Below are 14,515 nucleotides of genomic sequence, written 5' to 3'. Positions count from 1 at the left end.
GGCTGGTTGCCCTTTCATGGTCACCCAGATGGGGCGCGTGGGGAAGAGCGCGGGGGTCGTGTGAAGCAACAGTCACCGCACACGCCCCCGCCCGGCACGCGGTAGTAGAGGCAGCAACTGCGGCGCCGGAACGCGGTTCCGGTGAGGGTGCCGGTGCCGGCGAGGAGGGGGTGGCCGAGGAGTTCGGTGGTCAGAGCGCGGGCCCGGGCGGCGGTGTCCGTACGGCCGGCTGCGCGCGCCCACTGGTCCAGTTGCCGGGCCGCTCCCGCGAGGGCGGATCCGGCGTTGCCCCACAGCAGGCCCGCCGCGACGCGGTACCGGGTGCGCAGCGCGGCGGTCAGCGGCTGAAGGTGGCCGAGCAGGACGACGTCGGCGAGGGTCGCCGGGTCCGCGGGGAGCGGGCGCACCTCGGCGAGCCACAGGTCGTCGGGGGCGCTGCCGTCGGGGTCCCAGTGCAGCAGGCGCGGGTCGAGGTCGGGGACGCTGCCGTACAGGGCGGCGCAGCCGAGCGTCACCGACCACAGGCGGGCCGCGAGTCCCTGCTGGGCCACGGATGCGGCGATCCGCAGCTCGGGGGCGCTCAGGGCGTTCGCGACTTTCCGGACGCGGAAGCCCAGGGGATTTCCCTGGGGGGCCGATGCGGGTTCCGCGTACGCCTGCGCCAGGGTCGGCAGTGGCTGAAGTGCTGCCCCTGCGGTGCGTAGTACGAAGAAGCCGCCGAGCGGCCGGAGCGCGGCGAGATCGGGGTCGAGGTCCACGAAGAGCAGTAGTACCAAGGCCCGTCGGGGTAATCACCTGGGGGTCTCCACCCGGGGTCACCCGCCTTGGGGATGAGACCGCCGCCGTAATACTCCATCGGCAGTACGACACAGTGCGTGCTCTGGTACGACGACGGGAAGAGCTTTTCGAGGCATCGTGTTGATTATGGAAGCCGACCGATCGCCGCGCCGGGGTCACCGCCCCCGCCTCACGCAGAGGAGCAGCTCATGAGCGCCCTCGCGCTGTCCGTGCTCCTGTCGCTCATCTCCGCGGTCGCGTACGCGGGCGGGGCGATCGTACAGGAGCGTGTCGCGGTGTCCTCCCCGGGACAGCAGTTCGCGCCGATGCGTCGGCCGGGCTGGTGGGCGGCGGTCGCGCTGAACGGCCTCGGTGGTCTGCTGCACGTGGTGGCGCTGGCTTTCGGTCCGCTGAGCCTGGTGCAGCCGCTCGGTGCCCTGACGATCGTGTTCGCGCTGCCGATGGCGGCGCTGTTCGTGGGCCGCAAGGCCGGGTCGACGGCCTGGCGGGGCGCGATCATGGCGACCGTGGGTCTCGCCGGGCTGCTGTCCCTGGTCGGCTCCTCCGAGTCGCAGTCGCTGGCCACGGCCGAGCGGGTGGGCGTGGCTGTGGTGACCGGCGGGCTCGTCGTGACGCTGATGATCGCGGGCCGGGCGGCCCACCGCCACCCGGCGGTGCGCAGCATGCTGCTCGCGACCGGGTCCGGCATAGCCTTCGGCATGTCCTCGGTGTTCACGAAGCTCGTCGCGGTCGACTGGAACGGCGGGGTGTCCGCGGCCGACCTGCCGACCCTGGCCACGATAGGCGTCTTCGCCACGGCCGGTCTGTGTCTGTCCCAGGCCGCCTACCGGGGCGCGGGCCTCGCGGCGCCGCTGGCCACCCTGACGGTCGTGAACCCCGTCGTGGCGGCCGCGGTCGGCATCACGATGTTCGGCGAAACCTTCCGCTACGGCACCACGGGCACCCTGCTCGCCCTGGGCTGCGGCGTGGTGGCGGCGGGCGGCCTGATCCTGCTGACGACGGAGCGGATCGCGCGCACGGAGGCGGAGGCCGAGCGGGCCCTGCCCGAGCCGACGCTGCCGGCCGTGGATCCGGTGCACGCCGAGGAACTGCTCGCGGGCGTTCCGGGGCAGGCCGGGACGATGCCGCGCGAGGAGATCGTCGTACCGGGCGGGGAGGAGATCCTCGTACCGGACCGGATCGAGGGCATCCTCATACCGGCCCAGGTCGCGGAGGGCGCGTACGAGGACGGCGAGCCGCCGCACCCCGAGGGCAGCCCCCCGAACCTCTACGGCCCCTTCTACGGCGGCCCGTACGTCCCGATGCCGGTCATCGACCGGCACCGCATCCGCGTCAAATCCTGACGCCGCCGGCCCGGAGATAGGCCACCGGGTCGATGTCCGCGCCGAAACCGGGCCCCGTCCGCACCTCGAAGTGCAGATGCGGGCCCGTGCTGTTGCCCGTGGACCCGGAGCGGCCGATGCGCTGGCCGGCTCCCACCGACTGCCCGGCCTTCACGGAGATGGCCGAGAGGTGGGCGTACTGGGTGTAGCGGCCGTCGGCGTGCCGGATCACCACCTGGTAGCCGAAGGAGCCTCCCCACCCCGCGTCGACCACCTGACCGGCCCCGACGGACTTCACGGAGGTACCGGTCGGGACGGGGAAGTCGACGCCGGTGTGGTAGCCCTTCGACCAGGACGAACCGGCCTTGCGGTACGGGGTGCCCGTGGGGGAGCCCACCGGGGCGACCAGCGAGCGACTGGCCGTGGTGGACTGCTGCTTCTCCCGGCCGGCGGCTTGCCGGTCCGAAGAGGTCTTCTCGGGCGAGGACGGGGAGGCCGGCTTGGTCGTCTTCGGGGCGGCCTTGCCGCGCACCGCGAGCCGCTGACCGGGCAGGATCAGGTCCGGATCCGCCCCGATCGCCTTCCGGTTCGCGGCGTACAGCCCCCGCCAACCGCCCTTCACCTTCTGCGACTCGGCGATCCCCGAGAGTGTGTCGCCGCGGACGACCGTGTACATCTCGGCCGTGCCGGCCCGCGACTGGGGTGTGGTCTGCGGCTGGACGTCCTGGACCGATGTCTTCCTGGTGGTGCCGACGGGATGGATGTCGGGTGTGTCCCCGCCGTCCCCGCCCTGGGTCAGCCCGGCCCGCACCGAGCACAGCGGCCAGGCGCCCGGCCCCTGGCCGTCCAGCACCTTCTCCGCGACGGCGATCTGCTGGTCCTTGGTGGCCAGATCCGCCCGCGCCGCGTACCGCGTGCCGCCGTACGCCTCCCACGTCGACTGGGCGAACTGCAGCCCGCCGTAGAAGCCGTTGCCGGTGTTGACGTGCCACCGGTTGGTCGACTCGCACGCGGCGACCTTGTTCCAGGTGTCCACGTCGGCCGCCTGCGCGGCACCTGCGCCGATCAGCGGGAGCGCCATCCCGGCGCCGCCCGCGGTGACGGTGAGTGAGGCGCGGTTGATCCTGTTCGGCTGGTACCGGCGGTGCCGACCGCGTACGGCCATGACGGAGCCCCCCATTGACATGCGTCAGGAGGGGCAAAAGTAAGCGCTGCGAACAGGCCATGACAAGACGGCAATTCAGCCGCCTCTTCACGCCAAGTGGCGCGGAACCGGCGCACGTTGCCCGACATCCGAACGGCGCCCGAACGGCGCCCGGGACGGCTGAGTGCGCCGGGGCCTTTCGTGCGTATCTGCCTGCGCGACATCGCGCCACCCCGGATGTGCGGTCGGGATACCGGCACGTCAGGATGGACGATGGGGCAATACTGGCGGGCATGACCGGCACCGCTGATATATCGAGGTCACTAGGAGCCAACGCATGAGCACTTCGGCGCAGATCGGCGTCACGGGTCTCGCGGTCATGGGCCGCAATCTCGCCCGCAACTTCGCCCGCAACGGCTACACGGTCGCGGTGCACAACCGGACGCCGGCGCGTACGCGGTCGCTGGTGGAGGAGTTCGGGAGCGAGGGCGAGTTCATCGCGGCCGAGACCGCCAAGGAGTTCGTGGCGGCACTGGAGCGGCCGCGGCGCCTGGTCATCATGGTCAAGGCCGGTGAGCCGACCGACGCGGTGATCCAGGAGTTCGCACCGCTCCTGGAGCCCGGCGACATGATCATCGACGGTGGCAACGCGCACTTCGCCGACACCCGGCGCCGCGAGCGCGACCTGCGCGAGCAGGGCATCCACTTCGTCGGCATGGGCGTCTCGGGCGGCGAGGAGGGCGCGCTGCACGGGCCCAGCATCATGCCGGGTGGCCCGAAGGAGTCGTACGACTCTCTCGGTCCCATGCTGGAGAAGATCTCCGCGAAGGCGGCGGACGGGGCGCCCTGTGTGACGCACGTGGGTCCGGACGGTGCCGGGCACTTCGTGAAGATGGTCCACAACGGCATCGAGTACGCCGACATGCAGCTCATCGGCGAGGCGTACCAGCTGCTGCGGGACGTCGCCGGGTACGAGCCCGCGCAGATCGCGGAGATCTTCCGGACCTGGAACACGGGCCGGCTGGACTCCTACCTGATCGAGATCACGGCCGAGGTGCTGTCCCACGTGGACGCGGCGACGGGCAAGCCGTTCGTGGACGTGGTGGTCGACCAGGCGGAGCAGAAGGGCACGGGGCGGTGGACCGTGCAGATCGCGCTGGACCTGGGCGTGCCGGTGTCCGGCATCGCGGAGGCCGTCTTCGCCCGCTCCCTGTCCGGGCACGCGGCGCTGCGGGACGCGTCCCGCGGGCTGGCCGGGCCCAAGGCGTCGCCGCTGAGCGAGGCGGAGGCGGGGGCGTTCGCCGACCGGGTGGAGCAGGCGCTGTACGCGTCGAAGATCGTGTCGTACACGCAGGGCTTCCACGAGATCGACGCGGCGCGCGCGGAGTACGACTGGGACATCGACCTGGGCGCCGTCTCCGCCATCTGGCGCGGCGGCTGCATCATTCGAGCGGCATTCCTGGACCGGATCCGCGCGGCGTACGACGCCCGGGCCGATCTGCCGAGCCTGCTGTCCGACGACACGTTCGCGCAGGAGATCGCCGCGGCGCAGGACGACTGGCGTGAGGTGATCATCGCCGCGACCCGCCAGGGTGTGCCGACGCCGGGCTTCGCGGCGGCCCTCGCCTACTACGACGCCCTGCGCGCCGAGCGGCTGCCTGCGGCGCTCACGCAGGGACAGCGGGACTTCTTCGGGGCGCACACGTACCGGCGGACCGACCGGGACGGCTCGTTCCACACGCTGTGGGGCGGGGACCGGTCGGAGGTGGCCGGCTAAGAACTCGGCAGTCGGTCGTATCGCGACTGCGATCGCGACTGACTGCGGGGGCGTGGGGACCGGTCGCACCACGCGGCGGAGCCGCATGTCGACACAGCCCACGCCCCCGGCGGCGTTGCCGTCAGGCCAGGCGGGTCAGGTCAGTGGTGGACCCGGCTCCGGGTTCGGTACCGGCTCCGGTCCTGGAGGGATCGGGGACGGGGAGGGGTCCGGGGGCGGGGTCGGGCTCGGCGGTGACGGTGCGGGCGGGGGTGGCCCCGGCGTGGGAGGCGGGCCCGGCGTGGGGGGTGGTCCCGGGGTCGGAGGCGGGCCCGGGGTCGGAGATGGCCCGGGCGTAGGAGGCGGCTCGGGGGTCGGCGGTGGCTCCGGGGGCGGGACCGGGTGCGGCTTCGGGGGCTCTGGCACCGGGCCCGGTGTCGGGTCCGGGTGGACCGGGTCCTGGTACGGGTTCGTCATGGCGTCCTCCAGCCAATCGGTGCGCGTCGGCTCTGGACTACTCCCCCGCGTACCCGACGGCCGCGCCGCCAGTCACTCACCCGCGTCACGGCGGGCGCCCAGGTGGGCCTACCGCGAGTGCAGAGCCTGAGCTCCCGCCGCCAGCCCCGGGCGCGGGCTGGACAGTACGGGCACCGGTGTCGTGGTCAGTTGCTGGGCCCGGGTGATGGAGACCTGGGCGAGGACGACCGCGTCGGCGTCCGTGACCTCGTCCGCCGCCGATGCCACCAGACGTGCGCAACCGTCGATGTCCCCCGCCTCGAAGCGCTCCCACGCGCCCTCGACGAGGTGGGTCCGCACCTCGACGGAGCGCCCCGCACGGCGGGCCTCCTCCTCGATCAAGGACACCGTCGGACCGAACGTGCTCTCCACCGTGGCCAGGACGACGACACGGGACCCCTCGGCCACCGCGGCCGCCGCCATCGGACGGTCCACACGCACCACCGGCACCCCGGCCTCGGCGGCCGCCGCTTCCGCGATGCCGCCGATGGTCGAGCAGGTGCACAGCACGGCCCGCGCACCGTCGGCGACGGCCTTGCGCAGCGCGTCCCGGACGTCGTCCACGACGGCTTCGGGACCCTCGCGGCGGGCCCGGGCCAGCAGTTCCTCGTCGACGAAGTGCCGTAGCTGCACGCCCTGATGGTCCTCGTCGCGCAGCGCGTCGAAGACGGGGACGTGCAAAGGCGATGTGTGCAGGAGGGCGAGCATCAGAACCTCCCCGGGTGCGCCCGCAGCCAGTCCTGCGCCGCCTCCAGCAGCCCGGGGTCGGCCGCCGGTGCCTCGTCGGGGTGGCGCTCGGCCCACTTCACGACGTACGGGCACAGCGGCGCGACGACGACTCCCTCGCGCGCCGCCGTGCGGTACAGCTCGCGCGCCAGGGAGCCCGCGATGCCCTGCCCCTCGTGGGCCGGCTCCACGATGGTGTGGACGGGGACGAGGGCGCGTGCCGGGGATTCGAGGACGAAGTACTCGATGTGGCCGACCACTTCGTCACCCTGGAGCGCCTCCAGGCGGCCGCCCGGCCGGTCGTCGCGGATCTCGATCTCGCTCATGGCGCGCTCCTGGTCCGTCTTCCGTCTGAAGATGCGTGACGTCTGAAGATGCGTGACGTCTGACGAAGCGTGGCGTCAGGCCGTCGGGACGGCCTGCGGGCTGCGCTCCTGGTCGGAGCCCGGCACCGGCTCGGACGGGTCGGCGCCCAGGGCCACGATCCGGTTGGCGCCGTCCACGTGCACGACCCGCGGCTCGAACTCCCGCGCCTCGGCGTCAGTCATCTGAGCGTAGCTGATGATGATCACCAGGTCGCCGGGGTGGACGAGATGGGCGGCGGCACCGTTGATCCCGACGACCCCCGAGCCGCGCTCGCCCTCGATGACGTAGGTCTCCAGACGGGCGCCGTTGGTGATGTCCACGATGTGGACGAGCTCGCCGGGCAGCAGGTCGGCGGCATCGAGCAGGTCCGCGTCGATGGTCACCGAACCCACGTAATGCAGGTCGGCCTGGGTGACGGTGGCGCGGTGGATCTTGGACTTGAACATTGCACGCAGCACAGAGGTACTCCCGAACCTAGGCTCCCTGCCTGCGTTATTGCAGGTCAAGGGCTGTTTCCGTACTCTACGACGAGTCGCATGTCCGGGCAGCAAGCGCCGGGTCTCCCAGGGCTCATGCTGACCGATTGCTGACTTTCGTGACGACGGTGACCAGCCTACGCACCGGCCTTCTCCGACCTCCGTGACCTTCGCCACTCCAGGCGCCCGCGAGGGCGAGCGGGCACGCCACATGGTGCGGTCGTACGGCGGTACGGCCCTCGCGGCGGCGATGGGACCGGTCTGCGCCGAGACCCCGGTCCCGTCGGATCACTCCATCGCGGTGGGCCTGCGCGACGCCGCCATCGCCTCGTCGACGTCGGTCAGCGGGCGCAGTCGGTAGGTGTAGGAGTAGTCGCGGCTCGCGAACAGTTTGTACTCGTCGTGGGTGTGGGCGCCCCAGCTGTTGTCGCCGCCCAGGCCCATCTGCCGGTGGTTCACGCGGAGGACGACCTCGTCGCGCGGGGTGAGCTGGTAGTCGTGACGCACCCCGGACGACAGGTCCTCGGGGGTGAAGTGCGAGGCGTTGACCTCCAGCAGGGGCTCGCCGGAGACGAGCAGGCCGGTGCCGGTGCCGTCGGTGAGCGCGATCCAGCGGACGTCGGTCTTGTTGCCGTTCTCCTGGGGGCGGATGTAGGGGGTCCACTGGCCGGAGACGGTTCCGGAGTACACGCCGACGTCGGTGGCGTCCTTGCGGTCGCAGTAGTTCTCCTCGGGCCCGCGGCCGTAGTAGCGCAGCCGCTCGAAACGCCCGGGCAGGAGCAGCAACGTGCCGACCTCCGGGATGTACGGCAGGGACGCCGCGCCCGGGCGCAGGGTGTTGTCGACCTTGATCTCGCCGTTGCCGAACACCGTGTAGGTGGTGGTGTACGTCGACTCGACCGTCGTGGGCAGTGTGCCGCTGACCTTGATCTCGACGGCCTTGTCGCCCAGGGCGCGCACGCTCACGTCCGTCACCTTGCGCCGCTCGCCCGCGTCGCGCCAGGTCTGGTTGCGGGTGTGCTGGCCGTTGCCGCGGTCGTTCTCGGTGGGCGCCCGCCAGAAGTTCGGCACGGGCCCGGAGGTGATGAGCCGGGTCCCCCGGGCCTCGTACGACGTGATGACGCCGCTGTTCTTGTCGAGGGTCACGGAGAAGCCCTTGCCCTTCACCGTGACGCCCTTGTCCGCGTCCTCGTACCGCAGTACCGGCACGCTTGCCAGCGGTACGGGGGTCACGGCCGGGCTGTCGGCGGCGACGGGGAGTTGCTGCTTGGCCACCTCGAATCCGGCCTTCGCCCACGGGGTGGGCTCCTTGGTGGTGAAGGACAGCTGGAGGAAGTACTCGGTGCCCGGCGCCGGGTCGTCCGGCAGCTGCACCGGCAGCGTGATGTCCTTGCTGCTGAGCGGAGGGACGTCCAGCTGGCTGCGGCTCAGCCTGCCGCGCCGTACGACATCACCGTCGGCGACCAGGGCCCAACGGCCGTCGAACTCACGGAGGTTGGTGAACAGGTACTCGTTGGTGAGGGTGATCGCCGCCCCGGGAGCCAGTGAATCGCCGGAGGCCGGTGCCGCGCCCACGGCCTGGTAGACCTGCTTGACCTCGGCCGCCTTGCCGGTGAGCCGGCGGTCGGCGGTGACGATGCCGTCCGCGTTGGAGGTCCCGTCGTTGGGGTTGTCGCCCCAGTCACCGCCGTACGGGAAGAAGGTCTTCTCGCGCGGCCGCTTCTCGGCGAGTTCGACGGTGGCCGCGTCGAACCAGAACCGTACGCCTTCGTCACCGGGGCCACGGCTGTCGGAGCCCAGCTCGGCCGCGCTCAGCGCACGGGCGTACACGCGTGCCCGGCGGATCGTGCCGCTGAACTCCCGGGTGGGGTTGTCGACGTCGGTGGCGAGCGCGAGCGGCGCGGTGTTGCTGCTGGGCTTGCGCGTGGTGGTCCGGGTCGCCTTGACCGCGCCGTCGACGTAGAGGGTCAGCGTGCCCGCGTCCGCGTCGAAGACACCGGCGATGTGGTGCTCGCTGCCGGTCCAGTCGTCCGGGAGGGCCCAGTTCGCGGCGATCCACTGGCCGCCGCCGTAGATGAAGAACTCCAGGGTCCGGTCCGACTGTTTGAGGGCGTACTGGGTGTCGCCCTTGGCGAGGATCGGCTGGTGGTAGCCGGTGTAGTGCGGGGTGACCCAGGCCTCCAGGGTGAGCGAGCCCGTGAGGTCGAGCCGCTCGTCGCGGGCGAAGACGGTGGCGCCGGAGACACCTTTGGCACGATCGAAGGTGCCGCTCGCGGTGAGGACCTCACCGCGCACCCCGCCGGGCCCGGACTCGGTGAGGATCTTGCGCGCGGGCACGGGCCAGCTCAGTGACTGGTCGACGAAGTCCCAGATCCAGCCGCCTTGGAGGACGTCGTAGCGGCGGACGAGGTCCCAGTACTTCGTGAGGTTGCCGTTCGAGTTCCCCATCGCGTGGGCGTACTCGATCATGACGTACGGCCGGGTGTCGGCCGTGTCCTTCGCGCGCTGCTCGACGCGGGAGGGGCTGTCGTACATCTCCGAGCGGATGTCGCTGATCGTCGGCCGGTCGTCACCCTCGTACTGGATGACGCGCGTCCGGTCGTACGACTTGATCCAGTCGTGCATGGCGACGAAAGTGCTGCCGCCCCCGGCCTCGTTGCCGAGCGACCAGATGACCACCGAGGCGTGGTTCTTGTCGCGGTGGACCATGCTCTGGGCCCGGGCCACGCATGCCTTGGTCCAGTCCGCGTGGTTGCCCGGGTACTCGCCGCGGATGCCGTGGGTCTCGAGATTGGTCTCGTCCACGAGGTACAGGCCGTACTCGTCGGCGAGTTCGTACCACAGCGGGTTGTTGGGGTAGTGCGAGGTGCGGACGCTGTTCATGTTCATCCGCTTGATGATCTCGATGTCCTTGACCATGTGCGCTCGGGTGAGCGCCATGCCGCTGTCGGGGTGCATCTCGTGCCGGTTGGTGCCGCGGAAGGAGACGGGCCGGCCATTGATCCGCATCAGGCCGTCCTTGAGCGCGAACTCGCGCAGGCCGACGCGGTGCGAGAGCGTCTCGATCACCCTGCCGGCCGGGTCACGGAGGCGGAGGACGGCGGTGTAGAGGTTCGGGTGCTCGGCGGACCACAGCTCGGGCGCGGGCACGGCTCTGCTCGCCTGGACGGTCACGTCCTCACCGGCGGTGGCGGACGCGAGGTCGACGGCCTGCTGGAGCGGGCGAGACCAGACGGCGTGGCCGCGGGCGTCGTACAGCTGGGTCTCGACGGAGTAGCCGCCCTCGCCCCGGTCCCCGTACGAGCGCACGCTCGCGGTGACGGACAGCTCGGCGGCCGTGTAGTCGTCGCTCAGCGGGGTGTCCAGCTTGAAGTCGCGCAGGTGGACTTCGGGCGTGGAGTAGAGGTAGACCGAGCGGAAGATCCCGCTCAGCCGGATCATGTCCTGGTCTTCGAGCCAGTCCCCGTCGGAGAAGCGGTACACCTCCACGGCGATCTGGTTGGTGCCCGGCTTGAGGTGCTCGGTGATGTCGTACTCGGCGGGCGTGAAGGAGTCCTCGGCGTACCCCACCAACTCCCCGTTGATCCACACGTAGTGCGCGGACTTGACCCCTTCGAAGTGCAGGAACGTACGCCGTCCTGCCCAGCCGCGCGGCACGGTGAAGGTCCGCCGGTACTGCCCCACCGGGTTGAACCGGGTGGGCACCGCCGGGGGCTGTGCCTCCTCGCCGAGCCCGTTGGGACCCCACCAGGGGTAGGTGATGTTGACGAAGATCGGGCGGTCGTAGCCGTGCATCTGCCAGACGGAGGGGACGGGGATGCTGTCCCAGTCGCTGTCGTCGACGTCGGTGCGGTAGAAGTCGGTGTCCCGGTCGTCGGGCCGGTCCGCGTAGGCGAACTTCCACTTCCCGTCGAGGCCGAGTCTGTACGGCGAGCGCGTCCGGTCCGCGTCCAGCGCCTGTCTGACGTCCGCGTACGGCATGAGGGTGGTGTGCGGCGGCTGGGTGCCGATCCGGAAGACGTCGATGTGCCCGTTCCACTCCGGGGTGCCGGCCGCCGCCCCGGACCCGTCGGCCGCGTGCACCGTGGCGGCGGACGATCCGGACAGGGCGAGCGCGCCGAGGACGGCGGCTCCTCCCTCCAGGAGGCGGCGCCGGCTGACCGGCACGCCCTGGGGGCGGCTCGGGTGGCCGGCGGGAGACTCGGGAGCGTGCGGCATGACCGTGGCCTTCCTCGGGACGACAGTGCGCTGCGCGGGACTTGAGGGAGCGTCAGATCGTGTGCGGTGCTGTTCGTAAACCGAACGAACCCTAGGATGCGAACAGAAACGAAGCAATGATCCTGTCGGACTTTGTGTGATCCTGCGGGGTTGACGCGCCCTGTAGTTCCGCTTACGCCGCCGTCTCGACCTCCGTGACCTCGCGCTGCCGCTCTTCGAACTGCGTCCGGTACAGCTCCGCGTACCGCCCGCCGGCCATGAGCAGTTCCTCGTGGGTGCCGCGTTCGACGATCCGGCCCGCCTCGACCACCAGGATCTGGTCCGCCGCCCGCACGGTGGACAGCCGGTGGGCGATCACGACCGCGGTCCTGCCCTGCAGCGCCTCGGTGAGCGCCTCCTGGACGGCGGCCTCGGAGGTGTTGTCCAGGTGGGCGGTGGCCTCGTCGAGGATGACGACGCGCTGGCGGGCCAGCAGCAGCCGGGCGATGGTCATCCGCTGGCGTTCGCCGCCGGAGAGCCGGTAGCCGCGCTCGCCGACCACGGTGTCGAGGCCGTCGGGCAGGGACCGGACGAGATCGTCGAGGCGGGAGCGGCGCAGGGCGTCCCAGAGTTCGTCGTCGGTGGCGGCGGGGCGGGCCAGCAGCAGGTTGGCGCGCACGCTGTCGTGGAAGAGGTGGCCGTCCTGGGTGACCATGCCGAGGGTGGCACGCAGGGACTCGGCGCTCAGGTCACGGACGTCGACGCCGCCCACCCGCACGGCGCCCTCGTCGACGTCGTACAGCCGCGGCAGCAACTGGGCGATGGTCGACTTGCCCGCGCCGGACGAGCCGACCAGGGCGACCGTCTGCCCGGGTTCGGCGCGGAAGGAGAGGCCGTGCAGCACCTCGGCGCCGCCGCGCACGTCGAGGGTCGCCACCTCTTCCAGGGAAGCCAGGGAGACCTTGTCGGCGGCGGGGTAGCCGAAGCGGACGTTGTCGAACTCCACCGACACGGGGCCGTCGGGGACCTCCTTCGCGTCCGGCTTCTCTTCGATCAGCGGCTTGAGGTCGAGCACCTCGAAGACCCGCTCGAAGCTGACGAGGGCGCTCATGACCTCGACCCGGGCGCCGGCGAGCGCGGTGAGCGGGGCGTACATGCGGGTCAGGAGCAGGGCCAGCGAGACCACGGCGCCCGGCTCCAGCGTGCCGCGCAGGGCGAACCAGCCGCCGAGGCCGTAGACCAGCGCGAGGGCGAGCGCGGACACCAGGGTGAGCGCGGTGATGAACATCGACTGGGCCGTCGCCGTCCGTACGCCGATGTCCGCGACCCGGCGGGCCCGTGCCGAGAACTCCTGCGACTCCTCCTGCGGACGCCCGAAGAGCTTGACCAGCGTGGCGCCGGGCGCCGAGAAGCGCTCGGTCATGCGGGTGCCCATCGCCGCGTTGAGCGTGGCCGCCTCCCGCTGCATACCGGCCATCCGGTGGCCCATGCGCCGGGCCGGGATCACGAACACCGGGAGCAGGACGAGGGCGAGCAGGGTGATCTGCCAGGACAGGGTGAGCATGACGGCGACGGTGAGCAGCAGCGTGACGAGGTTGCTGACCACTCCGGACAGCGTGTTGCTGAAGGCGCGCTGGGCGCCGATCACGTCGTTGTTGAGACGGGAGACGAGCGCTCCCGTACGAGTGCGTGTGAAGAACGCGACCGGCATGCGCTGCACATGATCGAACACAGCCACCCGCAGATCGAGGATGAGACCCTCGCCGAGCCTCGCCGACAGGCGCCTGGCGAGGATCCCGAGCGCCGCCTCCGCCACCGCGATCAGGGCGATCAGCAGGGCCAGACGGACGACCCTGCCCTCGTCGCCGCCCGTCACGATCGCGTCGACGACCGCGCCGGCCAGTACGGGGGTCGCGACGGCGAGCAGCGCGGTCGCCACCCCGAGCACGACGAAGAGCGCGATCCTACGGCGGTGCGGGCGGGCGAAGGCGACGATACGGCGCAGTGTGGCGCGGGCGAACGGGCGCCGCTCCCGCTGGGCGTTCATGACGCTGTACAGCTGTGTCCAGGCTGTGCTCTCCATACTCATGGGCAGGAAGGTAGAACCTCAAGCAGTGTTGAGGTCAATATCGGCGGCCTCACGAAGATCGACAGCCGTCCGCAGCCGGTCCGTAAGACACCGTCTGCGCCCCCGCAACCCGGCGTTGTCGCAGCGCGGCGAACCTCTGCGAGTGTGACAGCCGTACGACTTCCCGCGGGACGCCTGCTCGGACGCCTCCCGCTGCGCCGGATCCTGTGCCTGCTCCCCCTCGCCCTCGTCGTCGTGGTCGCGGTGCAGCACCGGTCCGTGCTCGCCGAGGGCATCGGCCAGCTGGCGACGGCCAAGTGGCCGTGGCTGCTCGCCGCGGCCTGCGCCACCTGTTTGACCTGGGTCGCGGCGGCGGTGACCCGGCAGGGTGCGGTGATCGACCGGCTGCCCAGACTGCGGCTGCTCGTCACCCAGTTCGCGGCGGGCTCGGCCAACCACCTGCTGCCCACCGGCCTGGGCGCGAGCGCGGTCAACCTGCGCTTCATGACGGTGTGCGGGCTGCCGCTCGCCCGCTCCTCGGCCGCGCTGGCGCTGTATCTGCTCGCCGAGAGCGTGGCCCGCGTCGGCCTGCTGGCCGCGCTGTTGATCGCCTTCCCCGACGCCCTGCGGCTCGGCCCGCTCCTGCCGGAGGGGGCGTGGGGCCCGCTGGTGCTCGTCATCGGGGCGGCCGCTGTCGTGGTCGTGGCCGTCTTCGCACTCGTACGCCGGCTGCGCACCGCCGTGCTCTCGTTCCTGCGCACCGCGCTGGACGAGGCGCGCTCGGTGCACACCCGCCCGTCCCGGGCGCTGGCGCTGTGGGGCGGATCGCTGGCCTTCCCCATGCTGCAGGCGGCCGGTCTGGTCCTGGTCGGACTCGCTCTGGGGCTGGACGTGCCGCCCGCGCACATGGCGCTCGCGTATCTGGCGGCGACCGTCGCCGTCGCCCTGGTGCCCACGCCGGGCGGGCTCGGCTCGGTCGAGGCGGCGCTGGTCGTGGCGCTGGTGGCGGCGGGCGGCCCGGTGGCGGTGGCGACGGCGGTGGTGCTGGCGTACCGGATCATCACGGTGTGGCTGCCGCTGCTGCCGGGGGCGTTGACGCTGGGGGCGCTGGTGCGGTGGAAGGTCATCTGACGGCTCAGTAACGTG

At 71.6% G+C, this 14,515-nt stretch carries 10 protein-coding genes; 3 read left to right on the top strand and 7 right to left on the bottom strand.

All coding sequences use genetic code 11. The features are described from left to right. Positions 1-20 precede the first annotated feature (20 nt). Positions 21-776 carry a (2Fe-2S)-binding protein gene (locus tag PBV52_RS43490; protein WP_274246747.1) on the bottom strand — a complete coding sequence of 252 codons (756 nt, stop codon included), beginning with the start codon at positions 774-776 and terminating at the stop codon, positions 21-23. 210 nt (positions 777-986) lie between these two features. Between PBV52_RS43490 and PBV52_RS43485 the strand changes: the two genes are divergently transcribed. After that, the gene (locus PBV52_RS43485; RefSeq protein WP_274246746.1) at positions 987-2,141 is read left to right on the top strand and encodes a DMT family transporter; all 1,155 of its coding nucleotides are present in this window, start codon (positions 987-989) and stop codon (positions 2,139-2,141) included. Here the strand turns inward: PBV52_RS43485 and PBV52_RS43480 are convergent. Next, positions 2,131-3,285 carry a transglycosylase family protein gene (locus PBV52_RS43480; RefSeq protein WP_274246745.1) on the bottom strand — a complete coding sequence of 385 codons (1,155 nt, stop codon included), beginning with the start codon at positions 3,283-3,285 and terminating at the stop codon, positions 2,131-2,133. The genes PBV52_RS43485 and PBV52_RS43480 overlap by 11 nt on opposite strands. A gap of 316 nt (positions 3,286-3,601) precedes the next feature. Here PBV52_RS43480 and gndA point away from each other — a divergent pair, with 316 nt between their 5' ends. Then, positions 3,602-5,041, top strand: coding sequence for an NADP-dependent phosphogluconate dehydrogenase (gndA, locus tag PBV52_RS43475; protein ID WP_274246744.1), 1,440 nt, complete (start codon positions 3,602-3,604; stop codon positions 5,039-5,041). A 564-nt stretch (positions 5,042-5,605) separates the two neighbouring features. Here gndA and PBV52_RS43470 read toward each other — a convergent pair. From PBV52_RS43470 to PBV52_RS43450, 5 genes are all read right to left on the bottom strand, one after another. Beyond that, positions 5,606-6,244 (bottom strand): aspartate/glutamate racemase family protein, encoded by a 639-nt coding sequence (locus PBV52_RS43470; RefSeq protein ID WP_274246743.1) that lies wholly within the window; start codon positions 6,242-6,244, stop codon positions 5,606-5,608. Beyond that, a complete protein-coding gene (locus tag PBV52_RS43465) occupies positions 6,244-6,588 on the bottom strand; it encodes a GNAT family N-acetyltransferase (RefSeq protein ID WP_346283483.1) in 345 nt (114 codons plus the stop codon). The genes PBV52_RS43470 and PBV52_RS43465 overlap by 1 nt, the downstream gene beginning before the upstream one ends. 75 nt (positions 6,589-6,663) lie before the next feature. Beyond that, positions 6,664-7,086: an aspartate 1-decarboxylase gene (gene panD / locus PBV52_RS43460; RefSeq protein ID WP_274246742.1), complete on the bottom strand. Its 423-nt coding sequence runs from the start codon at positions 7,084-7,086 to the stop codon at positions 6,664-6,666. A gap of 306 nt (positions 7,087-7,392) precedes the next feature. Then, complete coding sequence (locus PBV52_RS43455; RefSeq protein WP_274246741.1) at positions 7,393-11,322, bottom strand: glycoside hydrolase family 2 TIM barrel-domain containing protein; 3,930 nt, start codon at positions 11,320-11,322, stop codon at positions 7,393-7,395. 172 nt (positions 11,323-11,494) lie between these two features. Then, on the bottom strand, positions 11,495-13,384 hold the full coding sequence (locus tag PBV52_RS43450; RefSeq protein ID WP_274249939.1) for an ABC transporter ATP-binding protein: 1,890 nt from the start codon (positions 13,382-13,384) through the stop codon (positions 11,495-11,497). A 150-nt stretch (positions 13,385-13,534) separates the two neighbouring features. On the opposite strand from PBV52_RS43450, the gene PBV52_RS43445 reads away from it, so the two are divergent. After that, entirely contained in the window at positions 13,535-14,500 is a 966-nt protein-coding gene (locus PBV52_RS43445; protein ID WP_274246740.1) for a flippase-like domain-containing protein, read from the top strand. The last annotated feature ends 15 nt before the right edge of the window (positions 14,501-14,515 follow it).

The organism is Streptomyces sp. T12 (assembly GCF_028736035.1).
Classification (GTDB): domain Bacteria; phylum Actinomycetota; class Actinomycetes; order Streptomycetales; family Streptomycetaceae; genus Streptomyces.
The sequence above is the reverse complement of the archived record's forward strand: the minus strand, read 5'-3'. Positions and strand labels throughout refer to the sequence as shown.

Excerpts from the sequence above, each read along its gene's own strand:
- PBV52_RS43465 (WP_346283483.1), bottom strand. The coding sequence starts at position 6,588 with ATGAGCGAGATCGAGATCCGCGACGACCGGCCGGGCGGCCGCCTGGAG.
- PBV52_RS43485 (WP_274246746.1), top strand. The coding sequence starts at position 987 with ATGAGCGCCCTCGCGCTGTCCGTGCTCCTGTCGCTCATCTCCGCGGTC.
- gndA (WP_274246744.1), top strand. The coding sequence starts at position 3,602 with ATGAGCACTTCGGCGCAGATCGGCGTCACGGGTCTCGCGGTCATGGGC.
- PBV52_RS43480 (WP_274246745.1), bottom strand. The coding sequence starts at position 3,285 with ATGGCCGTACGCGGTCGGCACCGCCGGTACCAGCCGAACAGGATCAAC.
- PBV52_RS43450 (WP_274249939.1), bottom strand. The coding sequence starts at position 13,384 with ATGGAGAGCACAGCCTGGACACAGCTGTACAGCGTCATGAACGCCCAG.
- PBV52_RS43470 (WP_274246743.1), bottom strand. The coding sequence starts at position 6,244 with ATGCTCGCCCTCCTGCACACATCGCCTTTGCACGTCCCCGTCTTCGAC.
- PBV52_RS43455 (WP_274246741.1), bottom strand. The coding sequence starts at position 11,322 with ATGCCGCACGCTCCCGAGTCTCCCGCCGGCCACCCGAGCCGCCCCCAG.